This is a genomic window from Streptomyces sp. NPDC023157, from assembly GCF_055560575.1.
The window spans coordinates 100,887-124,659 of record NZ_JBVHIL010000013.1 but is presented as its reverse complement, the minus strand read 5'-3'; the positions used below and the strand labels follow the sequence as shown (position 1 = coordinate 124,659).

10 protein-coding genes are annotated in these 23,773 nt (G+C 75.1%); 1 reads left to right on the top strand and 9 read right to left on the bottom strand.

The features are described from left to right. Positions 1–85 precede the first annotated feature (85 nt). Positions 86–1,108: an NAD(P)-binding domain-containing protein gene (locus ACZ3ZE_RS35005; RefSeq protein WP_361621026.1), complete on the bottom strand. Its 1,023-nt coding sequence runs from the start codon at positions 1,106–1,108 to the stop codon at positions 86–88. Between the two features lie 89 nt (positions 1,109–1,197). On the opposite strand from ACZ3ZE_RS35005, the gene ACZ3ZE_RS35000 reads away from it, so the two are divergent. Beyond that, a complete protein-coding gene (locus ACZ3ZE_RS35000) occupies positions 1,198–1,962 on the top strand; it encodes a thioesterase II family protein (RefSeq protein ID WP_361165018.1) in 765 nt (254 codons plus the stop codon). A gap of 38 nt (positions 1,963–2,000) precedes the next feature. Here the strand turns inward: ACZ3ZE_RS35000 and ACZ3ZE_RS34995 are convergent, their stop codons facing one another. The 8 genes from ACZ3ZE_RS34995 to ACZ3ZE_RS34960 are packed head-to-tail and all read right to left on the bottom strand — an operon-like array spanning position 2,001 to position 23,757. Next, positions 2,001–4,316, bottom strand: a complete 2,316-nt coding sequence (locus ACZ3ZE_RS34995) for a penicillin acylase family protein (RefSeq protein ID WP_467261873.1) — start codon at positions 4,314–4,316, stop codon at positions 2,001–2,003. Beyond that, positions 4,313–10,783, bottom strand: a complete 6,471-nt coding sequence (locus ACZ3ZE_RS34990) for an amino acid adenylation domain-containing protein (RefSeq protein ID WP_467261871.1) — start codon at positions 10,781–10,783, stop codon at positions 4,313–4,315. Before ACZ3ZE_RS34990 ends, ACZ3ZE_RS34995 begins: the two co-directional genes overlap by 4 nt. Continuing rightward, positions 10,780–11,043 (bottom strand): phosphopantetheine-binding protein, encoded by a 264-nt coding sequence (locus tag ACZ3ZE_RS34985; protein ID WP_361165009.1) that lies wholly within the window; start codon positions 11,041–11,043, stop codon positions 10,780–10,782. Before ACZ3ZE_RS34985 ends, ACZ3ZE_RS34990 begins: the two co-directional genes overlap by 4 nt. A 5-nt stretch (positions 11,044–11,048) precedes the next feature. Beyond that, on the bottom strand, positions 11,049–14,171 hold the full coding sequence (locus ACZ3ZE_RS34980) for an amino acid adenylation domain-containing protein (RefSeq protein ID WP_467261869.1): 3,123 nt from the start codon (positions 14,169–14,171) through the stop codon (positions 11,049–11,051). 2 nt (positions 14,172–14,173) lie between these two features. Continuing rightward, on the bottom strand, positions 14,174–20,689 hold the full coding sequence (locus ACZ3ZE_RS34975; RefSeq protein WP_467261867.1) for an amino acid adenylation domain-containing protein: 6,516 nt from the start codon (positions 20,687–20,689) through the stop codon (positions 14,174–14,176). Beyond that, a complete protein-coding gene (locus ACZ3ZE_RS34970) occupies positions 20,686–21,870 on the bottom strand; it encodes a cytochrome P450 (RefSeq protein WP_361165000.1) in 1,185 nt (394 codons plus the stop codon). The genes ACZ3ZE_RS34975 and ACZ3ZE_RS34970 overlap by 4 nt, the downstream gene beginning before the upstream one ends. Positions 21,871–21,872: 2 nt before the next feature. Beyond that, positions 21,873–22,928: a pyridoxal-phosphate dependent enzyme gene (locus tag ACZ3ZE_RS34965; RefSeq protein ID WP_361164997.1), complete on the bottom strand. Its 1,056-nt coding sequence runs from the start codon at positions 22,926–22,928 to the stop codon at positions 21,873–21,875. Beyond that, positions 22,912–23,757 carry a formylglycine-generating enzyme family protein gene (locus tag ACZ3ZE_RS34960; RefSeq protein ID WP_361164994.1) on the bottom strand — a complete coding sequence of 282 codons (846 nt, stop codon included), beginning with the start codon at positions 23,755–23,757 and terminating at the stop codon, positions 22,912–22,914. The genes ACZ3ZE_RS34965 and ACZ3ZE_RS34960 overlap by 17 nt, the downstream gene beginning before the upstream one ends. Positions 23,758–23,773: the final 16 nt, after the last annotated feature.

Sequence of the window (23,773 nt, the reverse complement as noted above, 5' to 3'; positions counted from 1 at the left end):
CCGGTCGGAGTCCCAACTGTCTTGGTTTTCCGGGACATTCACCGATCTTCCGGTGAGCGTCCCGGACCGGCCGCGGCGGCCCCGCTCAGCGGGGCAGGAGCACTCCCGTGCCCGCCTCGCGGGCCGCCGCGTGGACCCGCGCGGCGAGGGCCACGTCGTGGACGCCCATGCCGAACGGATTGATCACCGTGCGGTCGGCGGCGCCGATCGGGCGGGTGTAGCCGCCGGACAGCAGGGTGGCGAGTTCCGCGTCGACCTGCCGGGCGCCCGGGGCCGTGGTGCCGGGCGCCGTGGCGCGGCCGGCCTGCGCGAGGCGCCCGAGGAGCCGGGTGTCGTCCTCGCTCACCAGGTGCCAGTCGTCGACGAACAGGTGCTCCGCGCCGAGCAGGACGTCCTCGGCGGCGTCGTCCAGGGACACGTTGACGAAGACGGAGCCCTCCGGCAGCCAGGCGAGGGGGACGTACGAGGTGGTGGTCGTCGTGGCGGCGATGGTGACGGGCGCGGAGCGGACGGCCGCCTCCGGGTCGGTGACGGTCTCGACCTCGATCTGGGGCAGCTCCGCCCGCAGCTCCTCGGCGAAGGCCTCGGCGCGGCCGGGCGACAGGTCGTAGGCGACCACCGACTTCACCGCGCCGCGGGCGGCCAGCAGGTCGAGGTGGGTGCGGCCCTGGCGCCCGCAGCCGAGCAGCGCCACCCGGTCCACGGTGGACAGCGGGCGGACGGCCCGCAGCGCCGCCAGGGAGACCGCGGCGGTGCGCAGGGCGCTGATCCGGGCGCCCTCCATGAGGCAGACGGGGGCGGCGGTCTCCGGGTCGTACAGCACGATCAGGCCGGCCGCGCGGGGCAGGCCGCGGTCCAGGTTCCCGATGCAGGCGTTGATGATCTTGCTGCCGTAGTTGCCGTCGTGGCGGGCGGGCAGGATGAGGCTGCGGGCCGCGGTCCCGTCCGGGGCGGTCCAGCGCAGCGCCGCCTCGGGGGCCACCCCGGAGCGTCCCGCCCGCACACCGAGGAAGGCCTCGGTGACGACGTCGAGCGGGTCGATCCGCTCGCACAGCTCGGCGACGGTCGCCCCGTCGAGGTAGCGCAGCGGGGTGGTCAGATCCTGCATGACATTCGTCCTTTCTCGGTCATTCTCCGTACAGGGCAAGGCAGTTGAGTCCTTGAAGCGGTCAGCCGACTTCGCTTACGGTCGTCCGCATGACTGATCGAGCGCCCCGCCCCAAGAAGCCGCCGCGCTGGCTCTTGCGCCGCCCGGACCCGGAGGCCGCGGCCCGCCTCTTCCTGTTCCCGTACTCGGGCTGCGGAGCCTCGATGTACCAGGCCTGGCCGCGCCGGATCGGCGCGATCGACGTCTGCCTGATCCAGCCGCCCGCGCGGCAGAACCGGATCGCCGAGCCGCACTACGGCACGTACGAGAACATGGCGGAGGGGCTCATCGAGTACCTGACGCCCTACCTGGACCGCCCGTTCGCGTTCTTCGGGCACTGCGGCGGGGCGCTCCCCGGGGTCGAGGTGACCCGGCAGCTCGCCGCCGCCGGCCTCCCGCTGCCCACCCGGATCTTCGTCTCCTCCCAGGTGGCCCCCCAGGACGGCCCGTACGGGCGTCTGCTGGAGCTGGACCGGGACGGACTGCGCACCGAACTCGAGCACATCATCGTGAACCTCGGCGGCGAGCCCAGCGGGCCGCTCCTGGAGACCGGCCTCGAAGTGCTCGTCGCCGACATCGACGCCAACAAGCTCTACGCGCCCGGCCTGTTCACGCTGCCGGCCGGGATCACCTCGATCGGCTGGACCGAGGACCCCGAGATCCCCTCGAAGCTCATGGGCGGCTGGCCGGACACCACGGCGGACCACCGGTTCGTCGAACTCCCCGGCGGACACTTCGAGTTCCTGTCCGCTCCGGACTCCCTGCTCGCCGAGATCCGCCGGGACTTCGGCGACCTGCCCGAGCCCCCGGCGTAGGTCCGGTACGGCCGTCCCCGGCGGCCGCGGGCACGCGCTCACGTCCCGGGCGGGCGGAGCGCGTACCCGCAGCCGGGGCGCCCCTCCCGCGACCGGGACGGGGGCAGCTCCGCCCAGCGCCCGTGCCGGTCCGCGTAGTGCGGGCTGAGCGGATGCCCGGACTGGCCGGCGGGCAGCTCCACGGAGACCAGCTCGTCCGGCGTCACCACCACCCGCCCGGCCGCCCCGAAGCCGGGCACGGCCGTACGCACGGTGTGCAGCATCCCCGCCTGCGGGCGCGGGCGGATGCCGAGCACGGGGTTCGCCCACGGCACCAGCGAGGCGAACGGGTGCCCCAGACCCACCCGGTTGAGCCGGCCCCACGGCTTCGGACGCTCCCCCGCCGCCTCCCGTACGCGGTCGGCGACGAAGCCGTCGACGTCGCGCGTCCCGGCGGGCAGCAGGGCGGGGTCGCGGGCCCGCAGGAGCGCGAGCAGCGGCCGGTCGAGCGTGCGGAACGGGAAACGGAACGCGGGATCGTGCTCCCGGCAGACGGCGAGGTACGGCGCGAGGACACGCCCCGCGAGGTCCTCCCGCAGCCGCACCAGCACCCCGAAGGCACGGGAGCCGGTCGCCGCGGTGCCGTCCCACCCGGCGAGCAGAGCCCGCAGCGGGTCCCCGGGCGGCAGCGCCGCGACCGCGAGGTCCCGGTAGGCCGCGTACAGCTCGGCGGCGATGTCGTGCTGGAGCGCCCGCATCCCGGCCGCGTCGTGCCGGGGGGCCGCGCCCAGGACCGTACGGATGCGGCGGGCCCGGTGGCCGGGGTCCAGGTCGAGGCCGAACCGGAAGACGTCCTCGGGCAGCCCGGCGTCGTTCGCGGACACCAGGATCCCGTCGGCCGGGTCCGTGATCCGCGGGCGCTCGGGGCCGGTGAGGTGCCCGTCGGCCGGGTCGGTGCGCGGGGTGCCGGCCGGGCGGCGCGGCAGCAGGCCGGTCGCCAGGTGCGCGCCGCGCCGCCGGTCGGTGACGAGGACGTTGAGGGCGACGCCGTGCGCGCCGTCGAGGACCGCGACAGCCTCGTCCAGGTCCCCGGCGTGGGCGAGCCGCCCGAACCGGAGGTCGGCGGCGCGCGGGTCGTGGCCCGTCCACCGGACGGCGACCTTCTCGCCGCACAGCGGGGTCTCCGACACGGGCATGGTGCCGTCGGTGGTGACGTCCACGTCGACCGGCTTCCCGCCCCGGACGCGGATGCGTTCCGTGCGGGTGCGCAGGTCCTGCCCGGCCGGGACGAGGTCGAGCACGTCGGCGGTGAGGTTGGTGACGCCCCACGCGATCCGCCCGTTGGTGCCCGCGAGGACGACCGGCAGACCGGGGCTGGCGAGCCCGCGCAGCCGGGTGCCCGGCCAGGCCAGGTCGACCTCGTAGAGCACGTTGGGCAGGCCGAGCGCCAGATGCAGGTCGCAGGCGAGCAGCGGCTGCCCGTCGCCCGGGGCGATCCAGCAGTTGGAGCCCGCCACCGCCCGGTCCAGGGCCACCAGGTCGGGCGTGCCCGCGTCGGCGCGGTGCCCGGCCAGCCCCTCGGGCGGGGCCGGGTCCTCGGCGTCGGCCAGCAGGAAGTCGGCGACGGGCCCGGGCAGCGCCCGGCGCACGACCGCCTCGGCCCGCTTGGCCTGCTCGTTGTAGGACAGCGAGTGGAACAGCACGAGCGAGGTGAGCACGCTGTCCTCCACCCGCCACGGCCCCGGCCGGTAGGACAGGAAACGGCACTCGAACGGGGTCGCCGCCGCGTAGGCCGCGTTGACCCCCTCGGCGAACGCTTCGAGCAGCTCCCGCTCGGGCCGCTCCAGCCGCTCGGTCGCGACCCGCGCGGCGGCGGCGAGACCCAGCCTGCGGTACTCGGTGTCGGCGGGCACGGCGGCCCGCCCCCACACCTCCGCGAGCCGCCCGGCACCGCTGCGCCGGATCAGGTCCAGCTGGAAACCCCGGTCCCGGCCCATCGCGTACCCGAGGGCGCGGACCGCGTCGTGCTCGCTCTCCGCCGTGATCCGGGTGACCCCGTCACCCGTGCTCTCGGCCTTCACCGGGCCAGCCAGGCCCGGCAGTTCGACGTCCCCGGGGCAGCACGGCGCCGCATCCCGCAGCGCCCGCAGCAGCCGCCGCTCGACCGCGAGCCGGGCACGGTTGCGGTACGCGTACCCGGCGACGGCGGCCACGGCCGCCACCAGCACACCCGCCGCGACCCACGCCGTGGCGAGCAGGGCGAGCAGCCCCGCCGCGAGCGCCAGGCCCGCCGCGCCCCCGGCGCCCGCCACCCGCGCCGTGGGCAGCAGCCACAGGCGGCGCAGGCGCGGACGGTGGGCGGGGCAAGCCGTCACGGGGTCTCCAGGAGGGCCGCCGCCGAGTCCCGTACGGCGGTCGTGATCGCGGTCAGCAGCTCGACGGCCAGCGCGTCCGGCGTGGTCGCCGGCTTGTAGCGCAGCTCGAACAGCAGCTCGCCGCCGATCGGGGCGATCCCCACCACGAAGTCCGACGCGGTGGCCACCACCCGGGCGCCCAGCACATCGCGCTCGGACCGGTACGGGGCGAAGACCAGGCCGTCACCGGGCGCGGCGGCCGGGGTCTCCTCCTGCGCGACGAGCATCGCCTCGAAGACCGGGCCCGACTCCGGGTGCTGCTCGCGGACCGAGGACAGCACCTCCTCGAACGGCAGCTCCTGGTGGTCCAACGCGGCCACGCACACCTCACGCGCCTGCCGGCCGACCGCCACCGGATCGGGGTCGTCGAGCAGCATGCGCAGCACGACCGTGTTGGCGACCAGCCCCACCACCTCGTCCAGGCCGGGCTCGACCCGGTTGGCGAGCATGGTGGCGATCCGGATGTCCCGCTGCCCGCTCCACGCCCGCAGCGTCGCCGCGTACGCGCCGAGCACGAGCATGAAGTCGGTCATGCCGTGCTTGCGCGCGGCGGCCCGTACGGCGGTCATGTCCTCGGCCGAGAGCGTCGCCCGGGTCGACGCCGACCGCAGCCGCTGCACGAACGAGGCGGTCCCCAGCTCGGCGAAGCGGCTGCCGGGGCCGTCCGCGAGCGCACCCCACGGCGGGGCCAGCCGCTCCAGCCAGAACGCCCGCTGCCGCGCCGCCTCCTCCGTGCCCAGCCAGTCGGCCCGGTCCCGGGCCAGCCAGCCGCTGCCGCGCGGCACGGGCCGGGGCGCGAGCGTGCCCTCGGTGGCCAGCTCGCGGTAGATCCGGGCCGCGTCGGACAGCAGCAGGGTGAGCGACCAGCCGTCGCAGACGATGTGGTGGATGTTCAGGAAGATCACGTGCCGGTCGGCGGCCAGCCGGTGCACGACGACCCGCATGAGCGGCGCCCGGTCCAGCGGCAGCGGCTCCCGCGCGGCGGCGGCCATCAGCTTCTCGCAGGCCCGCGCCGGATGCGCCTCCGCACTCAGGTCGTTCACGTCGACGACGACCGTGACCCGCTCCTCGACCACCTGCACGGGGCCGTCGGCGGTGTCCTCGATCCGGGTGCGCAGCGCCTCGTGCCGGGCGGCGAGCTCGGCGAAGGTGCGCTCCAGGACCGGCAGTTCGAGCGGCCCGTCGGCACTCAGCGCACCCGCCATCCCGAACAGTCCGACTCCGGGCAGCTGGCCGGCGATCTCCCACATCTGGCGTTGCGCGAGGGAGAGCGGGTGGCGGGCCGGGGTGTCCGCCGCCGTCGTCGCGAGAGCCGGGGCGGCCTTCGGAGCGGTGCCGCCGCCGAGGGCCGCGGCGAGGCCCGCGACGGTCGGCGCCGCCATGAACGTCCGCATGGACAGGGCACCGTGGCGGGCGCGGAGCCGGCTGACCACCTGCATCGCCGTGAGCGAGTCGCCGCCCGCGTCGAAGAACGAGGTCGTGGCGTCGAGGTCCCGGACGCCCAGGACCTCGGTCCACACGGCCCGCACGTCCGCCTCCAGGGCCGAGCCGGACGCGGTGGCGGACGTGGGCAGGGGTACGGGCTCGGGGCGCGGGGCCGGGACCAGCGGCGCCACCGCGGCGGGGGCCACGGGCGCGGTGGCCGTCGTTCCCGACGCCATCAGCCGGGCCAGGTCCGCGATCCCGGGCAGCTCCGTGTCGCGGAACGGGCGGTCGGGGTCGGCGACGATCGCGGCGAGCGCCCGGCGGTGCGCCTCGGCCGCGAGGACCAGCGTGCTCTCGGGCAGTGCCGCCGCGTCGTACTCCATGAGGAGCCGCAGCTCCTGGGTGCGGACGTCGACGGTGAAGGCCGAGCTGTACGCGTAGTGGGTGGATTCCAGCTCGTCCGCGTCGAGCAGCTGGAGAGCGCCGTCCCGGACCATCCGCCGGGTGTTGTGGTAGTCGGTGAAGTTGAAGCTGGAGTCGAACATCGGCTCCGGCCCGTACGCGCTCTGGATGGCGGCGTTCGGGTACCAGCGGTGCCGGATGACCTCCTGCTCCTCCTCGTGCGCGCGTGCCGCCAGTTCCGCCCAGGTCTGCCCTTCGAGCGCGACCCGCAGCGGGAGCTGGTTGAGGAAGAGGCCGAGGACCCGGTCGGAGTCCTGCGTCTCGGGGCGGCAGGCGACGACCATGCTGGTGCCCACGGAGTCGGCGCCGGTCAGCCAGGACACGACCCGCAGGTGCGAGGCGGCGAGCAGCGCCTTCAGCGGCACGCCGAGCCGCGCCGCGGTGGCGCGCAGCGCGTCGAGCTGCCCGGTGAAGTGCGCGTGGTGCTGGCGCATCACGGGCGCGCCCGCGCGGTCCGGGGCGACCAGCCGGGCCTTGCCGGCCGTGCGGCCCGCCCAGAACTCCCGGTGCCCCGCGTCGGCCACGGCCCGCTGCTCCAGGGCCACGTAGTCGCCGAACGACGTGCGCGGGCGGGGCAGCGGCGGGGCCGTGCCGGTGGCGAGCAGCGCCTGGTACTGGGCCTGGAGGTCCTCGAAGAAGATGTTGACCGACCAGCCGTCGAGGATGGCGTGGTGGTGGGTGAAGATCAGCTGGTAGTCGTCGGCCGAGGTGGTGAGCACGACGAGCCGGAGCAGCGGCGGCGCGGACAGGTCGAAGTCGGTGGCGGTCTCGCGCGCCACGACCTGCCGGATCCGCTCCCGCTGCGCGTCGGCGCCGAGCCGGGTCAGGTCCTCGAACTCGACCGGCACGGTGACCCCGCTGTGCACGCGCTGCACGGGGCCCAGCGCGTTGGCGAGGTCGAAGCTGGTGCGCAGGATCGGATGCGCGTCGGTGACGGCCTGCGCGGCGGCCCGGAACGCGGCCGGGTCCATCGCTCCGCGCACCCGGTAGCTGAGCATGATGTGGTAGACGCGGGCGCCGGGCGCCATCTCCTGGTGGTAGATCATCCCGGACTGCAGGGCGGTCATCGGGAAGGCGTCGACGACGTCCGGCGGGAAGACCACGGGGGCCGCGGCCTGCCCTGCGGAGGGGGCCGGGAGCAGTGCGAACGGCTCGCGTGCGGCGGGCGTCTCGGCGCCCTCGGCGGCCAGCGGCGCGAGGGTGGCGACGGTCGGCGCGGCGTACACGTCCTGCACGGTGAGGCCGAGGCCCCGGTCCTTCGCGAGGCCGACCAGGCGGATGGCGCGCATGGAGTCGCCGCCCGCGTCGAAGAAGTCGGTGCCGGTGCCGACGGTGGGGTCGCCCAGGACCTCGCGGAACAGGTCGAGCAGCACGGTCTCCCGCACGCCGACGGGCAGGGCGCCGGTCCCGGGGGCCGTGGGCGCGCCGGCCGGGGCGGCGGACGCGGCGGCGACCACGGCCGTACGGTCCAGCTTGCCGTTGGTGGTGAGCGGCAGCGCGTCCACGACGACGACGGTGCGGGGCACCATGTAGCGGGGCAGGGTGGTGCGCACGGCGGCGAGGAGTTCGGCCGGTTCGGGCGCGGCTCCGGCGGCGGGGACGACGACGGCCACCAGGTGGGCGCCGCTGTCGTCGGTGGTGACGGCCGCGCCGGCGGCGTCGACGCCGGGCCGGGCCGAGAGCGCGGCCTCGATCTCGGCGAGCTCCACCCGGAAGCCGTTGACCTGCACCTGCCGGTCGCGGCGGCCGAGGTAGGCGAGGGTGGTGCCGTTGCGCCGGGCGAGGTCGCCGGAGCGGTACATGCGGGCGCCGGGCACGTCGGTGAAGGGGTCCGGCAGGAACCGCAGGGCGGTCTCCCGGGGACGGCCGAGGTAGCCGTCGCTGACCTGCGGGCCGCCGACGTAGATCTCGCCGACGCAGCGGTCGGCGACCGGCACGCCGTCGTCGTGCAGGACGTGCAGGGCGGTGCCGGGCAGCGGGGTGCCGATGTCCGACTCGGCGGTCCGTACGTCCTCGGGGCGCAGCAGGCGCCAGGAGGCGTGCACGGTCGTCTCGGTGATCCCGTACATGTTGACGAGCTGGGTCCGGTCGCCGATCTCCTCGTACCAGCGCTCGACGAGCCGCCGGTCGAGGGCCTCGCCCGCGAACAGCACATACCGGATGTGGGCGGTGGAGTCGGGGCGGGCGGCGAGCGCGGGGAGCATCACGGTGAGCGCGGACGGCGTCTGGCTGAGCACCGTGACCCGCTCGCGGGCGCAGAGTTCGGCGAACTCCTCCGGCTCCCAGGTCGTCAGGCGCGGGACGACGACCAGCTTCCCGCCGTGCAGCAGGCAGCCGAACATCTCGTACATGGAGACGTCGAACGAGCAGGCGTGGAAGAGGGTCCACACGTCGTCCGGGCCGAGGCCGTAGCCGCCGGCGGTGGCGTCGAGGAGGCTGAGCACGTTGTGGTGGGTGACCCGTACGCCCTTGGGGCGGCCGGTGGACCCGGAGGTGTAGATCACGTACGCGGCGGCGTGCGCCGGCACCGGCGCCAACGGCGCCTGCCCCAAGGCAAGTTCGGCGAGAGTGGCGCGGACGCCCGGGACCGTGGCGTCCTCGGTGACCGTGAGGCGGGCGCCCGAGTCGTCGAGGACGTCGGTCACCCGCGCGGTGGGCCATGACTCGTGGAGCACGAGCGAGGCGGCGCCCGAGGCCATCACGCCGAGGATCGCGACGACCAGGTCCAGGCCGCGCGGCAGCGACACCGCGACGACCTGCCCGGCGCCGATGCCCCGGGCCCGCAGCCCGCCCGCCGTCGCCTCGACCCGGGCCTGGAGCTCCGCGTACGACAGGGCGCCCTCGGGCGCGGTGACGGCGATCGCCTCCCCGCGCGCGCGGGCCTGCTCGGCGAGGCGCCCAGTCAGCGACTCGTCGGCGCGCGGCACCCGGTCGGGTGCGGCGACGGCCCCCGGCGCGGCCACCCCGAAGGCACCGGCGGCGAGCGTCGCGACCGGGGCGGACGGGTCGGCCGCGGCGGCGGTGAGCACGGCGACGACGGTCGCACCGATGGCGGCGGCGTCCGCGTCGGCGACCGCCCGCCGGTCCGCCTCGATCTCGACGGTGAGCGTGTCGCCGTCGTCGCGGACCAGGAAGTTCAGGTCGTACTTGGCGCCGACCTGCTCGACCTCGACGGGCTCGATCGTGAGCCCGGGGAAGGCGGGCGCGGGCGGGGCGGCGCCGAGGTCGGTCACGATGACGTTGAACGTGGCGCCCGACCCCGCCACCCCGTCCGGTACCGGCGCGTGGCGTACGGCCCCGAGGACGGCGGTCCTGGTGCGGCGGACCAGCTCGGTGAACGGCGCGGTGGCGGTGGCGTCCAGGCGCACCGGCACCATGTCGAGCAGCAGGCCCACGACCCGCTCAAGACCGGTCCGGTCACGGCGGGAGGTCGGCATGCCGACCACGAGGTCCTCGCGGCCGGTGAACCGGGACAGCGCGACGGCCACGCCGGTGGAGACCACGGTGAACAGGCTCGCCCGGCTCCGCTCGGCGAGCAGCCGCAGCGCGGCGGTGGTCTCGGCCGGGACGACGGCCTGGAGCGCCCGGCCGCGCTCCGGCACGGCCCCGTCGCGCGGCGGCGGCAGCGGCAGCGCCCCCAGCGAGGCGTCGTCGAGCCGCTCGCGCCAGTAGCGGCGGGCGGCGGAGAGGTCCGCGTAGGCGAGCCGGTCGGCCTCCCAGCGGGCGTAGTCGACCATGGCGACGGAGGCGGCGGCGGGCGCCGGCTCCTCCCCCGCGACCCGGCTCGCGTAGCAGCGCGCCAGGTCGTCGAGGAGCGGGTCGAAGGAGGAGCCGTCGGCGATGACGTGGTGGAGGACGAAGAAGAAGACGTGGTCGTCGTGGGCATCGTCGGCGGGGTCGGTACCGGCCCCGGTCTCGGTAGCGGCCTCCGCACCGGCACCGGCCTCGGCACCGACCCCAGTCCCGTCCCCGGCACCGGCACCGGCACCGGCACCGATCCTGAACAGCCGCATCACCACCGGCGGTGCCGTGTCCAGGGCCAGTGGTTCGTCGGCCAGGCGCGCGCACTCGGCGGCGCACGCGTCCAGGTCGGGCGCGTCGGTCACGAGGAGCGGGGGTTCCACGGAGGGCAGGACCCGCTGCCGGGGTTCGCCGCCCGTCACCGGGAAGAAGGTGCGCAGCGACGGGTGCCGGTCGTGGAGGTCGCGGAGCGCGGCGGTGAACGCGTCGCGGTCGAGGGGGCCGCGCAGCCGCAGGGCCGCGCACAGGTTGTACGTGCCGTCCTCGGCGAAGTAGGTGGTGGCCCAGAGCGAGCGCTGGGCGGCGGTCAGCGGCCCGGTGTCCCCCGCGGACACCGGGGGCCAGGTCAGCCGCTCACGGCGGCCGACCAGGTCGACCAGTTCGTCCCGGTGCCGCTTCATCTCGGCCAGCAGCTCCGGCGGTGGCGTCTCGCCCCGGCCGCGGAAGCGCAGCCGGTCGTCGGCGAGGGTGAGCGTCACGCCGAGGTCGTCCAGGCGGCGCAGCAGGTCCCGTGCGGTCACAGCTCTCCCTCGAAGACCGGTTCGGCGGTGGGCCGTTCGGCGATGAGGCGGTCCAGCTCGGCGGCGATCTCCTCGATCGTGCCGAGCTCGAAGAAGTCCGCCAGCTCCAGCTCGACGCCGGTGAGTTCGGAGAGCCGGTACAGCGCCTGCACGGCGAGCATGGAGTGGCCGCCCAGTTCGAAGAAGTCCTCGTCTACGGGGACCGTCTCCAGCTCCAGCACGTCACGCCAGACCGCGGCGACCTGATCCTGAGTGGACATCTTCCTCACCTCTCACCGAGTGCCAGTACCGCGTGGGGGTTCGCCGCGCCGGCCCGCAGCACCTCGGCGAGCGCCGTCGTCCAGCCGCCGACCGTGGGCGCGTCGAGCACCTCCGGCCAGAACAGGACCTCCAGGCGCAGCCGGTCGTTCTCGCCGGAGACGTCGATCATCAGGTCCAGGTCCATGACGGGGTCGGCCAGTTCGCGCGGCACGACCTCCAGGTCCTTCAGGGCCATCCCGGTGCGCCAGGCGCCCTGGTGGGTGACCTTGACCTGGAACAGCGGGAAGCGGCCCGCCTGGCGCGGCGGGTTCACGGCCGCGACCAGCTTGTGGAAGGGCAGCCGGTCGTTCTCCTGCGCGCCCAGCACCCGCACCCGCGCCAGGTCGAGGAGTTCGCCGAAGGTCGGGGCGGTGCCGGGCGCGAAGCGGACCGGCAGCTGGTTCACGAAGGTGCCGATCAGCTCCTCGCTGCCCGGCCACGAGCGGTTGACGGCGTCGATGCCGAGCACCAGGTCGGTGGTGGCGGTGGCGTCGCGGAGCACGACGTACGAGGCGGCGAGCACCGCCATGAACGGGGTGGCGCCATGGGCGCGGGCCGTCGCCGCGAGCGCGGCGGTCTCCTCGGCCGTGAGGTGGGTGACCACGTGGTCGGTGACGAAGGCCGGCTTGGCGGGGCGCGGGCGGTCGAGCGGCAGGTCGATCGCGGGCGGCGCGCCCTCCAGCTGTCCGGTCCAGTACCGGGTGCACTCCTCGGCGTCCGGTCCCGCCAGCCAGCTCCGTTCGGCGTCCACGTAGCGGGAGAACGAGGTGCGGGGCAGGGGCACTTCGGTGTCGCCGGCGAGGTACCGCTCGTAGTACTCGGCGATGTCCCGCTTGAGCACTTCGAGGGACCAGCCGTCGGCCACGAGGTGGTGCATCGCGAACGTCAGCACGTGGTGGTCATCCGCGACGCGTTCGAGGCGGGCGGTGGTCAGGGGCGGTTCGGGCGTGCGGGCGGAGATCGCGAAGTCGCCCGTCGTGCCCTCCTCCAGGACGATCTCGGCCGTGGGCCGGACGACCGCCTTGGGGATGCCGCGTTCCTGGGTGAAGACGGTCCGCAGCGGCTCGTGCCGGGCGACGATCGCGGCCAGCGCGTGGCGCAGCGCGTCCCGGTCGAGCCGCCCGCGCAGGTCGAGCGAGAGGATCAGCAGGTTGGGCGCCTTCTTGCGGTGCAGCTGCTCGAAGAACCACAGCCGCTCCTGCCCGGAGGAGAGGGTGCCGGGCGGGCCGGTGTCCTCGGGCGGGGCGACGGGTTCCGCCGCCTCGACCGCGGCGAGCAGACCGCGGGCGGTCGGCCGGGACAGGAACAGGCGCAGGGAGGTGCCCTCGGCGTCGAAGCGGGCGCGGGCGGTGGAGACCAGGGTCATCGCCGTCAGCGAGTCGCCGCCGGAGATGAAGAAGTCGTCGTCCGGTCCGACGGCCGCCACGCCCAGGGTCTCGGCGAACAGGGCGCGCACGGTGTCCAGGGTGGCGGCGACGGCCGAGGACTCGGCGGGGTGGTTCTCCACCGGGACTTCGGCGGACGGCAGGTCCTCCAGCGCCCGGTAGGCGATCTTCCCGGAGGTGTTGACCGGGAGCCGGTCGAGGACGGTCACCTCGTGCGGGACGAGGTAGGCGGGGGCGAGGGCGCGTACGGCGGTGAGGACGTCGGCCTCGGCGTTCAGCGTCACGAACGCCCGCAGCCGCCCGCCGGTGTACACGCAGGCCGCGGACTGCACCTCGGGGACGCGCAGCAACTGGGCTTCCACGTCGCCGAGTTCGACCCGGTGGCCGCGGATCTTCACCTGGCGGTCGCGGCGCCCGTGGAAGTCGATCGTGCCGTCGGCTGCGCGGCTCGCGCGGTCGGCGGTGCGGTACAGGCGGGCGCCGGGCGTGCCGGACAGGTGGTCGGGGACGAAGGTGAGCGCGGTGCGCACGGGGTCGCCGATGTAGCCGCGGCCGACGCCGTCGCCGCCGACGAGGAGTTCGCCCTCGGTGCCGTCGGGCAGTTCGCGCCCGTCCGCGTCGACCACGTACAGGCGCGTGTTGAGGACCTCGCGGCCGATCGACGGCCAGGCGCGGGATGCGCTCTCCTCGGCGCTCACCATGTGGTGGGTGACGTCGTCGGAGCACTCGGTGGGGCCGTAGGCGTTGACGATCGGGATGTCCGGGCAGTGCTCGTACCAGCGGGTGGCGACGGCGCCGGGCAGCGCCTCGCCGGTGGCGACGAGGTAGCGCAGCGAGGACAGTCCGGCGCGCATCTCGTCGTCGAGCTGCGCGGTGAGCACGGCGAGGAAGGACGGGACGATCTCCAGGACGGTGACGCCGTGCCGCCGCACCCAGGCGACGAGTTCGGCGGGCTCGGCGATGTTCCGCGGCGAGGCGACGGCGACGCGGGCGCCGACGGTGAGCGAGGTCAGCGTCTGCCACACCGAGATGTCGAAGGAGAGCGGGGCGGTGAGGCCGATGGAGTCGGCCGGGCCCAGGCCGAGGTCGACGATCTTGGCGGCGATGTGGTTGTCCATGCCGCCGTCCTGGACCATCGCGCCCTTGGGCGTGCCGGTCGACCCGGACGTGAAGATCACGTACGCGAGCCCGTCCCGAGGCCGCTCGGCCACGGCGGCGGACGCGGCCACGGCTCCGGTCACGGCCCCTGCCCCGGCCTCGGTCACGGCCCCGTCGGGAAGCAGCCCGCCCTCCCCCTCCCCGGCGACGAGCACCGCCGGCGCCGGGTCGAGGCCGCCCGCGATCGCGGCGGCGAACTCCTCGTGCCCCGGGGCGACGAGCAGGATCCGTACGTCGGCCCCGGCGCACATCTGGTGGGCGCGCCCGACCGGGACGCTGGGCTCCACGGGGACGAACGCGGCACCGGCGAGCAGCGTGCCGAGCATCATCGCGACGTACCCGGGCCCCCGGTCGGCGACGAGCGCGACCATCGTCTCGGGCCCGGCACCGGCGGCCCGCAGCGCCGCCGCGTGCCCGCGGGCCGTGGCGTCGAGCGCGGCGTAGCTGGTGGTGACCCCGTCGGCCACCACGGCGGGCGCGCCGGGGTCCCGTTCGAGGGATGCGGCGAACCGCGACAGCAGGGGACGCACGACCGGCTCGGTCATGTTCAGCTCCTTTCGGCCGCGGTGCCCGCGGGAACCAGCTCGGCGAGGGGTGCGGCACCGTCCTGGACCAGTGCGCGGACCGTGGTGCGCACCCGGTCGGCGAGTTCGGCGACGCCGGCCGCGTCGAACCTGCTCGTCCGGTAGCGGTAGGACACCTGGTAGCCGCCGCAGTCCCGCTCCTCGATGTCGACGAGCAGCGGGTACGGGGCGGACGCGGCGTCCAGGTCGGTCGGCTCGACCTCCAGGCCGGCCAGCTCGACGGGGCTGCCGGGCGGCTGCATCACGAGCATCACGTCGAACGGGGAGCCGTCCCCGTCGGGTGTCGGCGTCAGCAGCGGCACCAGTTCCTGGAAGGGCACGTTGGCGCACCGGTAGGCGCGCAGCGCCCCGGCGCGTACGGCGGCGAGGGCGTCGGTCGCCGGGTCGGCCGGGGACAGCTCCACGGCCAGCACGGAGACGTTCAGGAGCGGGCCGACGACCTGCCGCCACTCGGGCCGGTCGCGCTGGGCGATGAGCGTGCCCAGCATGACCAGCTCCCGCTCGTCCGACCCGCTGTGGGCGAGCGCGGCCAGCGCGGTCGCGAACACCATGTACGGGGTGACGCCGGCGCGTCCGGCCAGCTCCCGCACGGCTTCGCCGAGTCCGGCGTCGAGGACGTCGGTGTGCTTGCCGGCCTCCTCCTCGTCCGGGGCGGGCGGCGCGGCCCGGTCCGGCAGCGGCGCGAGCACGGCCCGGCGGCCCGACACGTCCTGCCAGAGCGCCGCGAGTTCGGTCCGGTCGCGGTTCTCCCACCAGGAGCGTTCGTCGTGGCAGTAGTCCGCGAAGCCGTATCCCGTCGCCGGGGGCTTCAGCCCGTTGTAGCGGTCGGCGAGGTCGCTCAGGAAGACGGTGAGGGACCAGCCGTCGCACGCGATGTGGTCGATGCAGACGAAGAGGCCCCAGTCGCGTTCGCCGAGGCGGGCGAGCAGTGCCCGGAAGGGCAGCTCGCGCCGCAGGTCCGCGACGACCGCCGCCTCGTCGGCGACGAGCCGGTCGAACACCTCGTCGCCCAGCTCGGCCACGGGGCCGCGCAGGTCCAGGCGGTCGAGCGCGAACTCCTCCGCCGGGCGCGCCGTCCAGGTCAGCTCGCCGCCGTCGGTGGCGAAGCGGGCGAGCAGCACGGGGTGCGCGGCGAGCGTGTCGCGCAGCGCCGTCTCCAGCGCGTCCTCGTCCAGGTCGCCGCGCAGCCGCAGCACGCCGGGCATGTTGTACGTCGGCGAGTCGGGGTCCATCTCGCGCAGGAACCAGAAGCGCTGCTGCGCGGCGCTCGCGGGCACCGGCAGGGCCGGGTCGGCGGGGGTCCGCTCGGCGGTGTGCCGGGCGGTCGCCGGGTCGGCCTCGCGGACGGCGGCGACGAAGTCCCGCAGCCGGGGCCGGGCGAACACGGCGTCGACCTGGAGGCGTACGCCGAGCAGCGCGGCGACCCGGTCGATCATGGTGAGGGCGAGCAGCGAGTGGCCGCCGAGCTGGAAGAAGCTGTCGTCCCAGCCGACCTCGTCGCGTTCGAGGAGCTCCGCCCACAGGGAGCGGACGGTCGCGGCGAGCGGGTCGTCGAGTCCGGCGCCGGCCCGGGTCGTCTCCGGCGCGGTGAACTCCAGCGACCGGTAGTCGACCTTGCCGTTCTTGGAGCGGGGCAGCCGGCCGAGTTCGGCGATGATCGTGGGGATCATGTGCCGGGGCAGGCGTTCGGCGAGCACGGCGCGGAACAGCTCGTCCTCGTCGAGGCCGAGGACCGCCGCCGGGCCCTCGGGGCCGCCGGGCCGCGACACGTAGCCGACGAGCGAGGCGCCCGCGGGCCCGGTGTGCACCTTCACCGCGGCCTCGACGACGCCGGGGCAGCGGCGCAGCGCGGACTCGACCTCGCCGACCTCGATCCGCTGGCCGCGGATCTTGATCTGGGTGTCGGCGCGGCCCAGGAACTCCAGGTCCCCGTCGGCGTTCACCCGCCCCAGGTCGCCGGTCCGGTACAGGCGCCCGCCGGGCCCGGCCGCGTACGGGTCGGGCACGAACATCTCGGCGGTGCGCCGCGGGTTGCCGCGGTAGCCGCGCCCGACCGCCCCGCCGCCGACGTACAGCAGGCCGACCACGCCGGCCGGCACGGGCTGGAGGTGCTCGTCGAGGACGTGGACCGTGGTGTTGGCGAGCGGCAGGCCGACCGCCGTGGTCAGCGGCCCGTCGGGGCCGGAGCCGCAGAGCCCCGCCGTGACGTCGTCGGTGCACTCGGCGGGCCCGTACGCGTTGTGCACGGGGATCTCGGGCAGTTCGCGCACCCAGCGCCGCAGCACGTCCTGGGTCAGCGACTCGCCCGTGGACAGCATCACGCGCAGCGCGCCCGGGCGCGCGGCGAGTCCGGCGTCGAGCAGGGCCACGATGTTGGACGGCACCAGCTCCAGCATGGTCACGCCGCCGTCCGCGACGGCCTTCAGCAGGCTCGCGGGCGACTGCGAGTCCGGCTCGGGCACGATCCGCACCCGGCCGCCGATCATGATCGGGGTCAGCAGCTGCCACACCGAGATGTCGAAGGACACCGGGGCGGTCTGGGCGACGCAGTCGTGCTCGGTGAGCGCGAAGTGCTCCGCCATCTGCCACATGTGGTTGGTGACGCCGTAGTTCGTGGAGACGGCCGCCTTCGGCACCCCGGTGGAGCCGGAGGTGTGGATGATCGTCGAGGTGGCGTGCTCGTGGCAGAGCCGCGGCGGGCGCGTGGTGCTGCTGCCGGAGACCAGCTCGGCCAGGTCGAACACCGGGCGGTCGCCGAAGAGATGGCGGCCCGACGGGGTCGCGATGATCGCGGCCGGCCGTACCGCCTCGACCATCGCCTCGGCGCGCAGCGGCGCCTCGCGCGGGCTGATCGGCACATAGGCGCCGTCGGCCTTGTGCAGGGCGACCAGCGCGACCAGGTAGTCGGCCGAGCGGTCCGCGCTCATCACGACGGTACGGTCCGTGGCCACCCCGGCCGCCCGCAGCCGCTCGGCCGCGTGGTTGGCGCGGGCGTCGAGCTCGGCGTAGGTCAGCGTGACCGTGCCGTCGTCGACGGCGATCGCGTCCGGGGTGCGGTCGGCCCAGCGCTCGAACGAGTCGAGGTAGTTCTCCGGCCTCGGTACGTCGGGGCCGACGGCCCGCGCGAGGAGCACCGCGGCCTCGTCCGGAGTGAGCAGCGGCAGCGGCCCGTCGCCGTCCGCGCCGATCCCGCCGAGCAGCGTCGGCAGCGTGCGGGCCACCAGCTCGGCCTGCGCGCGGGTGACGCGGGCGTCGTCGTACTGGAGCTGGAAGTCCAGCACGTCGTCGCGGACGGCCACGTTGAGCCCGAGGTCGGACTGCGTGGTGTGGTCGGGGACCCGGTGGCCGTGCAGGGTCGCGGCCCCGGCCGGCAGCGCGGCCCGCTCGTCGCCCGTCACCACGGCCGCCGCGCCGGGCAGCGAGCCGGTGTAGCAGGTGAACATGGCCTGGAAGACGGTGGCCGTCGCCGAGTCGCGGTCGGGGTTGACCGTCCGCACGATCTCCGACAGCGGCTGGTCCGCGTGGTCGAGGACGTCGAGGACATGCCGGTGGGTGGCGGCGGCGAACGCGCCGAACGGCGTCAGCGCGCTGTACGCCGAGCGGACCGGCACCACGTTGACCAGGTAACCCACCCAGTCGGCGCGGGCCCGGTCGGTGCGCCCCGCGTAGGGGACGCCCACGAGCAGGTCGGCCTGGCCGGACAGGCGGTGCAGCAGCACCTGGTAGGCGGCGAGCAGCAGGTTGTGCAGGGTCAGCCCGTGCGCGCGGGCGTACGCGGCCAGCGGCGCGGCGGGCACGGAGAAGGCCAGCGACTCGCGGGCGGCGGGCGTCGCGGGCGCGCCGGGCGCGGGCGCCTCGGGCGCGCTCGTGCCGAGGTTCGGCAGGGTCAGGGTGGGGAGTTCGCCGTCGAGCTCGGCGCGCCAGAAGGCGCCGTGGTCGGGCTCGGGCGCCGGGGCGGGCACCACGGAGGGGGCCAGGGTCTCCCCGTCGAGCGCGGCGGCCAGGTCGGCGACGACCAGCGCGAAGGACGACACGTCGCACACGAGGTGGTGCAGCGACAGGGCGAACAGCCAGTCGCCGTCGCGGCGCAGCAGCGCGGCGCGCAGCGGGGTGCCGGTGGCCAGGTCGAAGGGGCGGGTCGCGAACTCCCGGTACCAGTCGCCCTCGCGCTCCGCGTCCCACCCGCGGGCGTCGACGGTCTCCACGTCGGCGCCGGACCGGTCGCGGACCTCCGCGTGCGGGGCTCCGTCGCGGGTGGTGAGCGCCAGGCGCAGGCTCGGGTGCCGGTCGGCGACGGCGACGAGCGCGGCACGGAACGCCTCGGGCTCGACGGTGCCGGTCACGCGGAACGCACGGGTCACGTTGTAGTCGCCGCCGGGCGCGGCGCGGTGCAGGAACCACAACGCGCGCTGGGAGGCGTTGAGTTCGTAGCCTCCGGGCGCCTTCTCCTGACCGGGTGCGGTCGGGTCGGCCGCTCCGGCCGCTCCGGCCGCTCCGGCCGCTCCGGGCGAGGGGGTCGCTCCGGCCGCCTCGGCGAGCGCGGCGAGTTCGCCGATCGAGCCCGCGCGGAGCGCGACCGTCGGCGCCAGCTCGACGCCGAGCGCGTCCGCGAGGTCCTGCCGGATCCGCACGGCGGTGAGCGAGTCGGCGCCGAGGTCGGCGAGGGACGCGTCGGGCGCGGGAGCCTCGGACAGGCCGAGGAGTTCCCCGATGTGGGCGCAGAGCGCGGCCGTCAGCGGGGCGCCGGCCAGCCGCTCGGTGAGCGAGGAGCCGCGGCCGGTGAGGGTGTCGGCGAGCAGCACGGGCAGCTCGCCCGCGAGGTGCCGCTGCCGGGCCGCGTACCGCTGGACCTTGCCGCTGGACGTCTTGGTGATGGTGCCGGGCGGCACGAGCAGGACCGTGCGCGCGGTGACGCCGTGGATCCGGGACAGCGTGGCCCGCACCCGGGCGGCGATCTCGCCGTACCGGGCGGGCGCGGTCCGCGGCTGCACCTCCTGGCACACCACGACCGACTCGTCACCGTCGCCGGGGCCCTCGGCTCCTACGCCTCCCGCCGCGGGCTCGTTCTCCACACCGAACACGGCGGTGCGGCCGGGCCGGACGTCGGGGTCGCAGACGCCCGCGTCGGCCTCCAGGTCCTCGGGGTAGATGTTGCGCCCGCGCTGGACGATCAGGTCCTTGCTGCGCCCGACGACGAACAGCTCGTCGCCGTCGCGGAAGCCGAGGTCGCCGGTGCGCAGGAACTCCCCGAAGGGCTCCCGTCCCCAGTAGCCGGTGCCGTTGCTGCCGCCCGCGACGGCGATCTCGCCGACCTCCCCGGCGGCCAGTTCGGCGCCGGACTCGCGGTCGACGACCCGTACGTCGGCGTGCTCGGGCAGCCGGTACGCGGTGAGCTCCCGGCCGTCGTCGAAGGTGCGGGAGACCCCGGGGGCCACGGTGGTCACGAGGAGCGTCGACTCGGCGAGGCCGTAGCAGGGCAGGTGCGCCTCGGCACGGAAGCCGGTGTCACGGAAGGCCTCGGAGAAGGCCCGCAGGGTGCGCGGGTAGACCTGGGCGGCGCCGTTGAACGCCACCCGCCAGCGGGACAGGTCGAGCCCGGCCCGCTCCTCCTCGGTGACCTTGCGGACGCACAGGTCGTACGCGAAGTTGGGCCCGCCGCTGATGTCGGCGCCCTCCTCGCTGATGGTCCGCAGCCAGCTCGCGGGGCTCCGCAGGAAGGACAGCGGGTCGAGGATGACGCCCCGGGCCCCGGTGTACAGCGGCTGGAGCATCGCGCCGATGAGGCCCATGTCGTGGTGGAGCGGCAGCCAGCTGACGATCGTGGAGTCCGGCCGTACCCCGAACGAGCGCTGGATGGCGGCCTCGTTGTGCATCAGCGCGCCGTGCGTGACGACGACACCGCGCGGGGTGCTGGTGGAGCCCGAGGTGTACTGGAGGAACGCGATGTCGTCGGCGCCCGCGACGGGCAGCCCGGCCCCGTCGTCGTAGCCGTCGCCCCCGCCGGCCGCGCCGACCTCGTCGGCGAGCAGCCAGTCGTGCGCCTCCGCGAACGCGCGCAGCTCCGGGTCCTCACCGGCCAGGACGAAGTCCCGTACGAAGGACAGCGACACGACCAGCGAGACCTCGCAGTCCCGCGCCACGTTCCGCACGCGCCGCTGGGCGCTCTCGTCGAGCGGCAGCGGCACGGGCACGGCGATCACACCGGCGGCGAGACAGCCGAGGAACGCGGGCGCGAACTCGGGCGCCGTCGGGAACAGCAGCAGCACCCGCTCGCCGGGCCGCACCCCCCGCTCCGCGAGCGCGCGGGCGACGGCACGCGAGCGCGCCGTCAGCTCCGCGTACGACAGGTCGACCCGGTCTCCCCCGCCGACCGGCGCGACCGACAGCGCCACCTTCCCGGGGGTGCCCAGGGCGTGCTCGGCGAGCCGGGCGACCAGGCCGCCGGGGCCGAACCCGGTCGACCCGCTCCTCCCCGTCATCGGGCTTCCTTCCAGTCGAACCGAACGGCCGCCTCGCTCGCGCCGAACATGAGCCGGGGGTCGAGCAGCCGGGTGCCCGCCGGGTCGATCGTGAAGCCCGTCGTGGCGTCGAGCAGCTTGGCCAGCGCGATCCGGATCTCCACCCGCGCGAGCGGCGCGCCCAGGCAGTAGTGGATGCCGTGGCCGAACGCGATGTGCGGGTTGGGCTTGCGCTCGATGTCGAAGACCGCCGGACGGTCGAAGACCCGCGGGTCGCGGTTGGCGGCCGCGATCCACACCGACACCGTCTGCCCGGCGGGGATCTCGTGCCCGCCGACCACCACGGCGCGGGTGGTCTTGCGGTCCACCCGGGTGGTCTCGGAGCGGTAGCGCATGACCTCGTCGATGGTCTGGTGCAGCAGGTCGGGCCGGGACCGCAGCAGGGCCTGCGACTCCGGGTGCCGGGCCAGCACGATCATCGAGTTCACGAGGGTGAGGGTGGCGGCCTGCCCGGTGGACATCAGCAGGGCGATCAGCCCGGCGATCTCCTCGTCGCCGAGCCGCTCGCCGTCCACCTCGGCCGCGATGAGCGCGCTGGTCAGGTCGTCGGCGGGGGCGGCCCGCCGCTTGGCGACGAAGCGGTGCAGGAACGCCTCGGCGATCTGCGTCTTGGTGAGCACCGTCTGCAGACCGTTCTGCTCGGCGCCCGGGTCGGCGAGCGCGAGCAGCGCCTGCGACCACTCCTGGAAGAGCTTGAGCCCGCCGCCGGGGATGCCGAGCATCCGCGCGATGACGGTGGCCACGACCGGCGAGGCGAACTCCCGGACGAAGGACACCTCGTCGCGGCCCCGGACGCCGGCCAGGATCGTGTCGACGGTCTCGTGGACCATCGGCTCCAGGTCGGCGACGTACCGCGGGGTGAAGGCCTGGCTGACCAGCGCCCGCAGGTTGCGGTGCCGGGGCGGGTCCATCCAGGTCAGGTTGCCCTTGCGGTACAGGCGCATGGGCGAGTCGTCGGACACCGGCCGCACCACGGCGTTGGAGAACGCGCCGTGGTCGGCGAGGACCTCCTTGACCTCCTGGTAGCCGAAGACGTGCCAGCCCCCGCCGCCGGGGGCCTGCTCGACCGGCTCACGGACCCGCAGCCAGTCGGCCAGTGCGGCCTCGTCGGCCGGCGGTGGCGTCCAGACGCTCGTCGTCACGCTCATGCTCCCTTGGTTGCGACCGGTGTCAGGTGTGCGGCGACCCAGTCGTCCGCGTAGACCGTCTCGGCGTACGGTTCGCCGTTGTCGGCGCACAGGAACGCCACCACGGGCTCCGGGCCGCTGTGCCCCTCGAAGTGGCGGGTGATCGCGGCGTACACGCAGCCGGTCGAGCCGCCCGCGTAGATGCCGTGGTCCTGCAGCAGCGCCCGGCAGCCAGCCACCTCGTCCCGCTCGGACAGCACGACCACCTTGCCGATCCACGCCGCGTCGACCAGCGGCGGGCGGATGCTGGACCCGATGCCCGGGATGAGCCGGCGGGCCGGCGGGGCGCCGAAGATCGCCGAGCCCTCGACGTCGACGGCGATCACCAGGGCGTCCGGCTGTTCCTTGCCGAGCCGGTGCGACAGGCCGTTGACCGTCGCACCGGTGCCGACGCCCACGAACAGGTAGTCGATCCGGCCGACGTCGGCCAGCAGCTCGCCCGCGGTCAGCTCGTAGTGCCCGCGCGCCCCGTCCGGGTTGGCGTACTGGTCGGGCCAGTACACGTCCGGCAGTTCGGCGCGCAGCCGGGCCACCCGGTCGAGCCGGCTGAGCAGGTAGCCGCCGGTGCCGTCCGGCTCGGTGACCTTCTCGACCCGCGCGCACAGGCGGCGCAGCGTCCGCTCGGTGGCCGCGTTGACGTTCGGGTCGAGGACCGGCACGAACGGCACGCCGAGCTCGTTCAGGAACGAGGCCAGGGAGAGCGCGAAGTTGCCGGAGGACGACTCGACGACCGTGGTGTCCCGGGTGATGTCCCCGCGGCGTACGGCCTCGCGCAGGATCCAGATCGCGGCCCGGTCCTTGGCGCTGCCGGTGCGGTTCTCCGACTCCATCTTGGCGTAGAGCCGGATCCCGGGGTGCGGCAGCCGCACCACCCGGGTCCTCGGCAGGTCCCGCAGCAGCGCGTCCGCGCGGTCGAGCAGCGTCCGGTCCACCCGGGCCGCCCGCGCCGGGGCGTCCGGGTGCTCCGGGTGTCCCGGGTGACCGGCGCCGCCGGTCTCAGCGGGCGGCGACACGGAACCCCATGTCGTAGCAGCTGTAGTCCGGCAGGTTGTAGATCCGCACCCACGCCAGGCAGCCACGGGGGTCGTGGTTGTTGTAGAAGGAGCCGCCGCGGATCACGCCCAGCGGGATGGTGCCGGCCCGCGTCTTGATGACCCGGCGGGGCTTGTTCTCGTCGAACGGGTAGTGGTGGAAGCCGTTGGACATGATCTCCCACACGTTGCCCGTGATGTCCTCGACGCCGTACGGGCCGGCCGCCTTCGGGAACGCGCCGACCGGGCTGGTGTCGGCGACGACCATCGTGTGGTTGCAGTGCTCGGCGGTCGGCTCCTCGTCGCCCCATGGGAAACGGCGCCCGTCGGTGCCGCGCGCGCACTTCTCCCACTCGGCCTCGTTGGGCAGCCGGGTGCCGGTCCACTCGGTGTACGCGATGCAGTCCGCGTAGCTGACGTGGGTGACCGGGTGGTCGTCCTTGCCCTCCACGGTGGAACCCACGCCGCGCGGGGTGCGCCAGGTCGCGCCGTCGATCGCCTTCCACAGGTAGTCCTGGTCCGGGATGATCACGGCCGGGTCGCCGATCCACACCCAGCTCTTGCCGGCCTTCTCGGCGTCGGTCACATGGCCGGTCGCCTCGACGAACCTGCGGAAGTCCGCGACGGTCACCGGGCGCTTGGCGATGCGGAACTCCGGTACGTCGACGCGGTGTTCGGGGGCGGCGGCACGGGGCTTGCCGTCCTCCCTCAGCTCGTCGGAACCCATGATGAAGGGTCCACCGGGGATGGTGACCCAGTAGTCCGCGGGGAATGCCTCGGCGGGCATGACTTCGGCCGTCACCTCGGTCACAGGTTCTCCTTCAGTA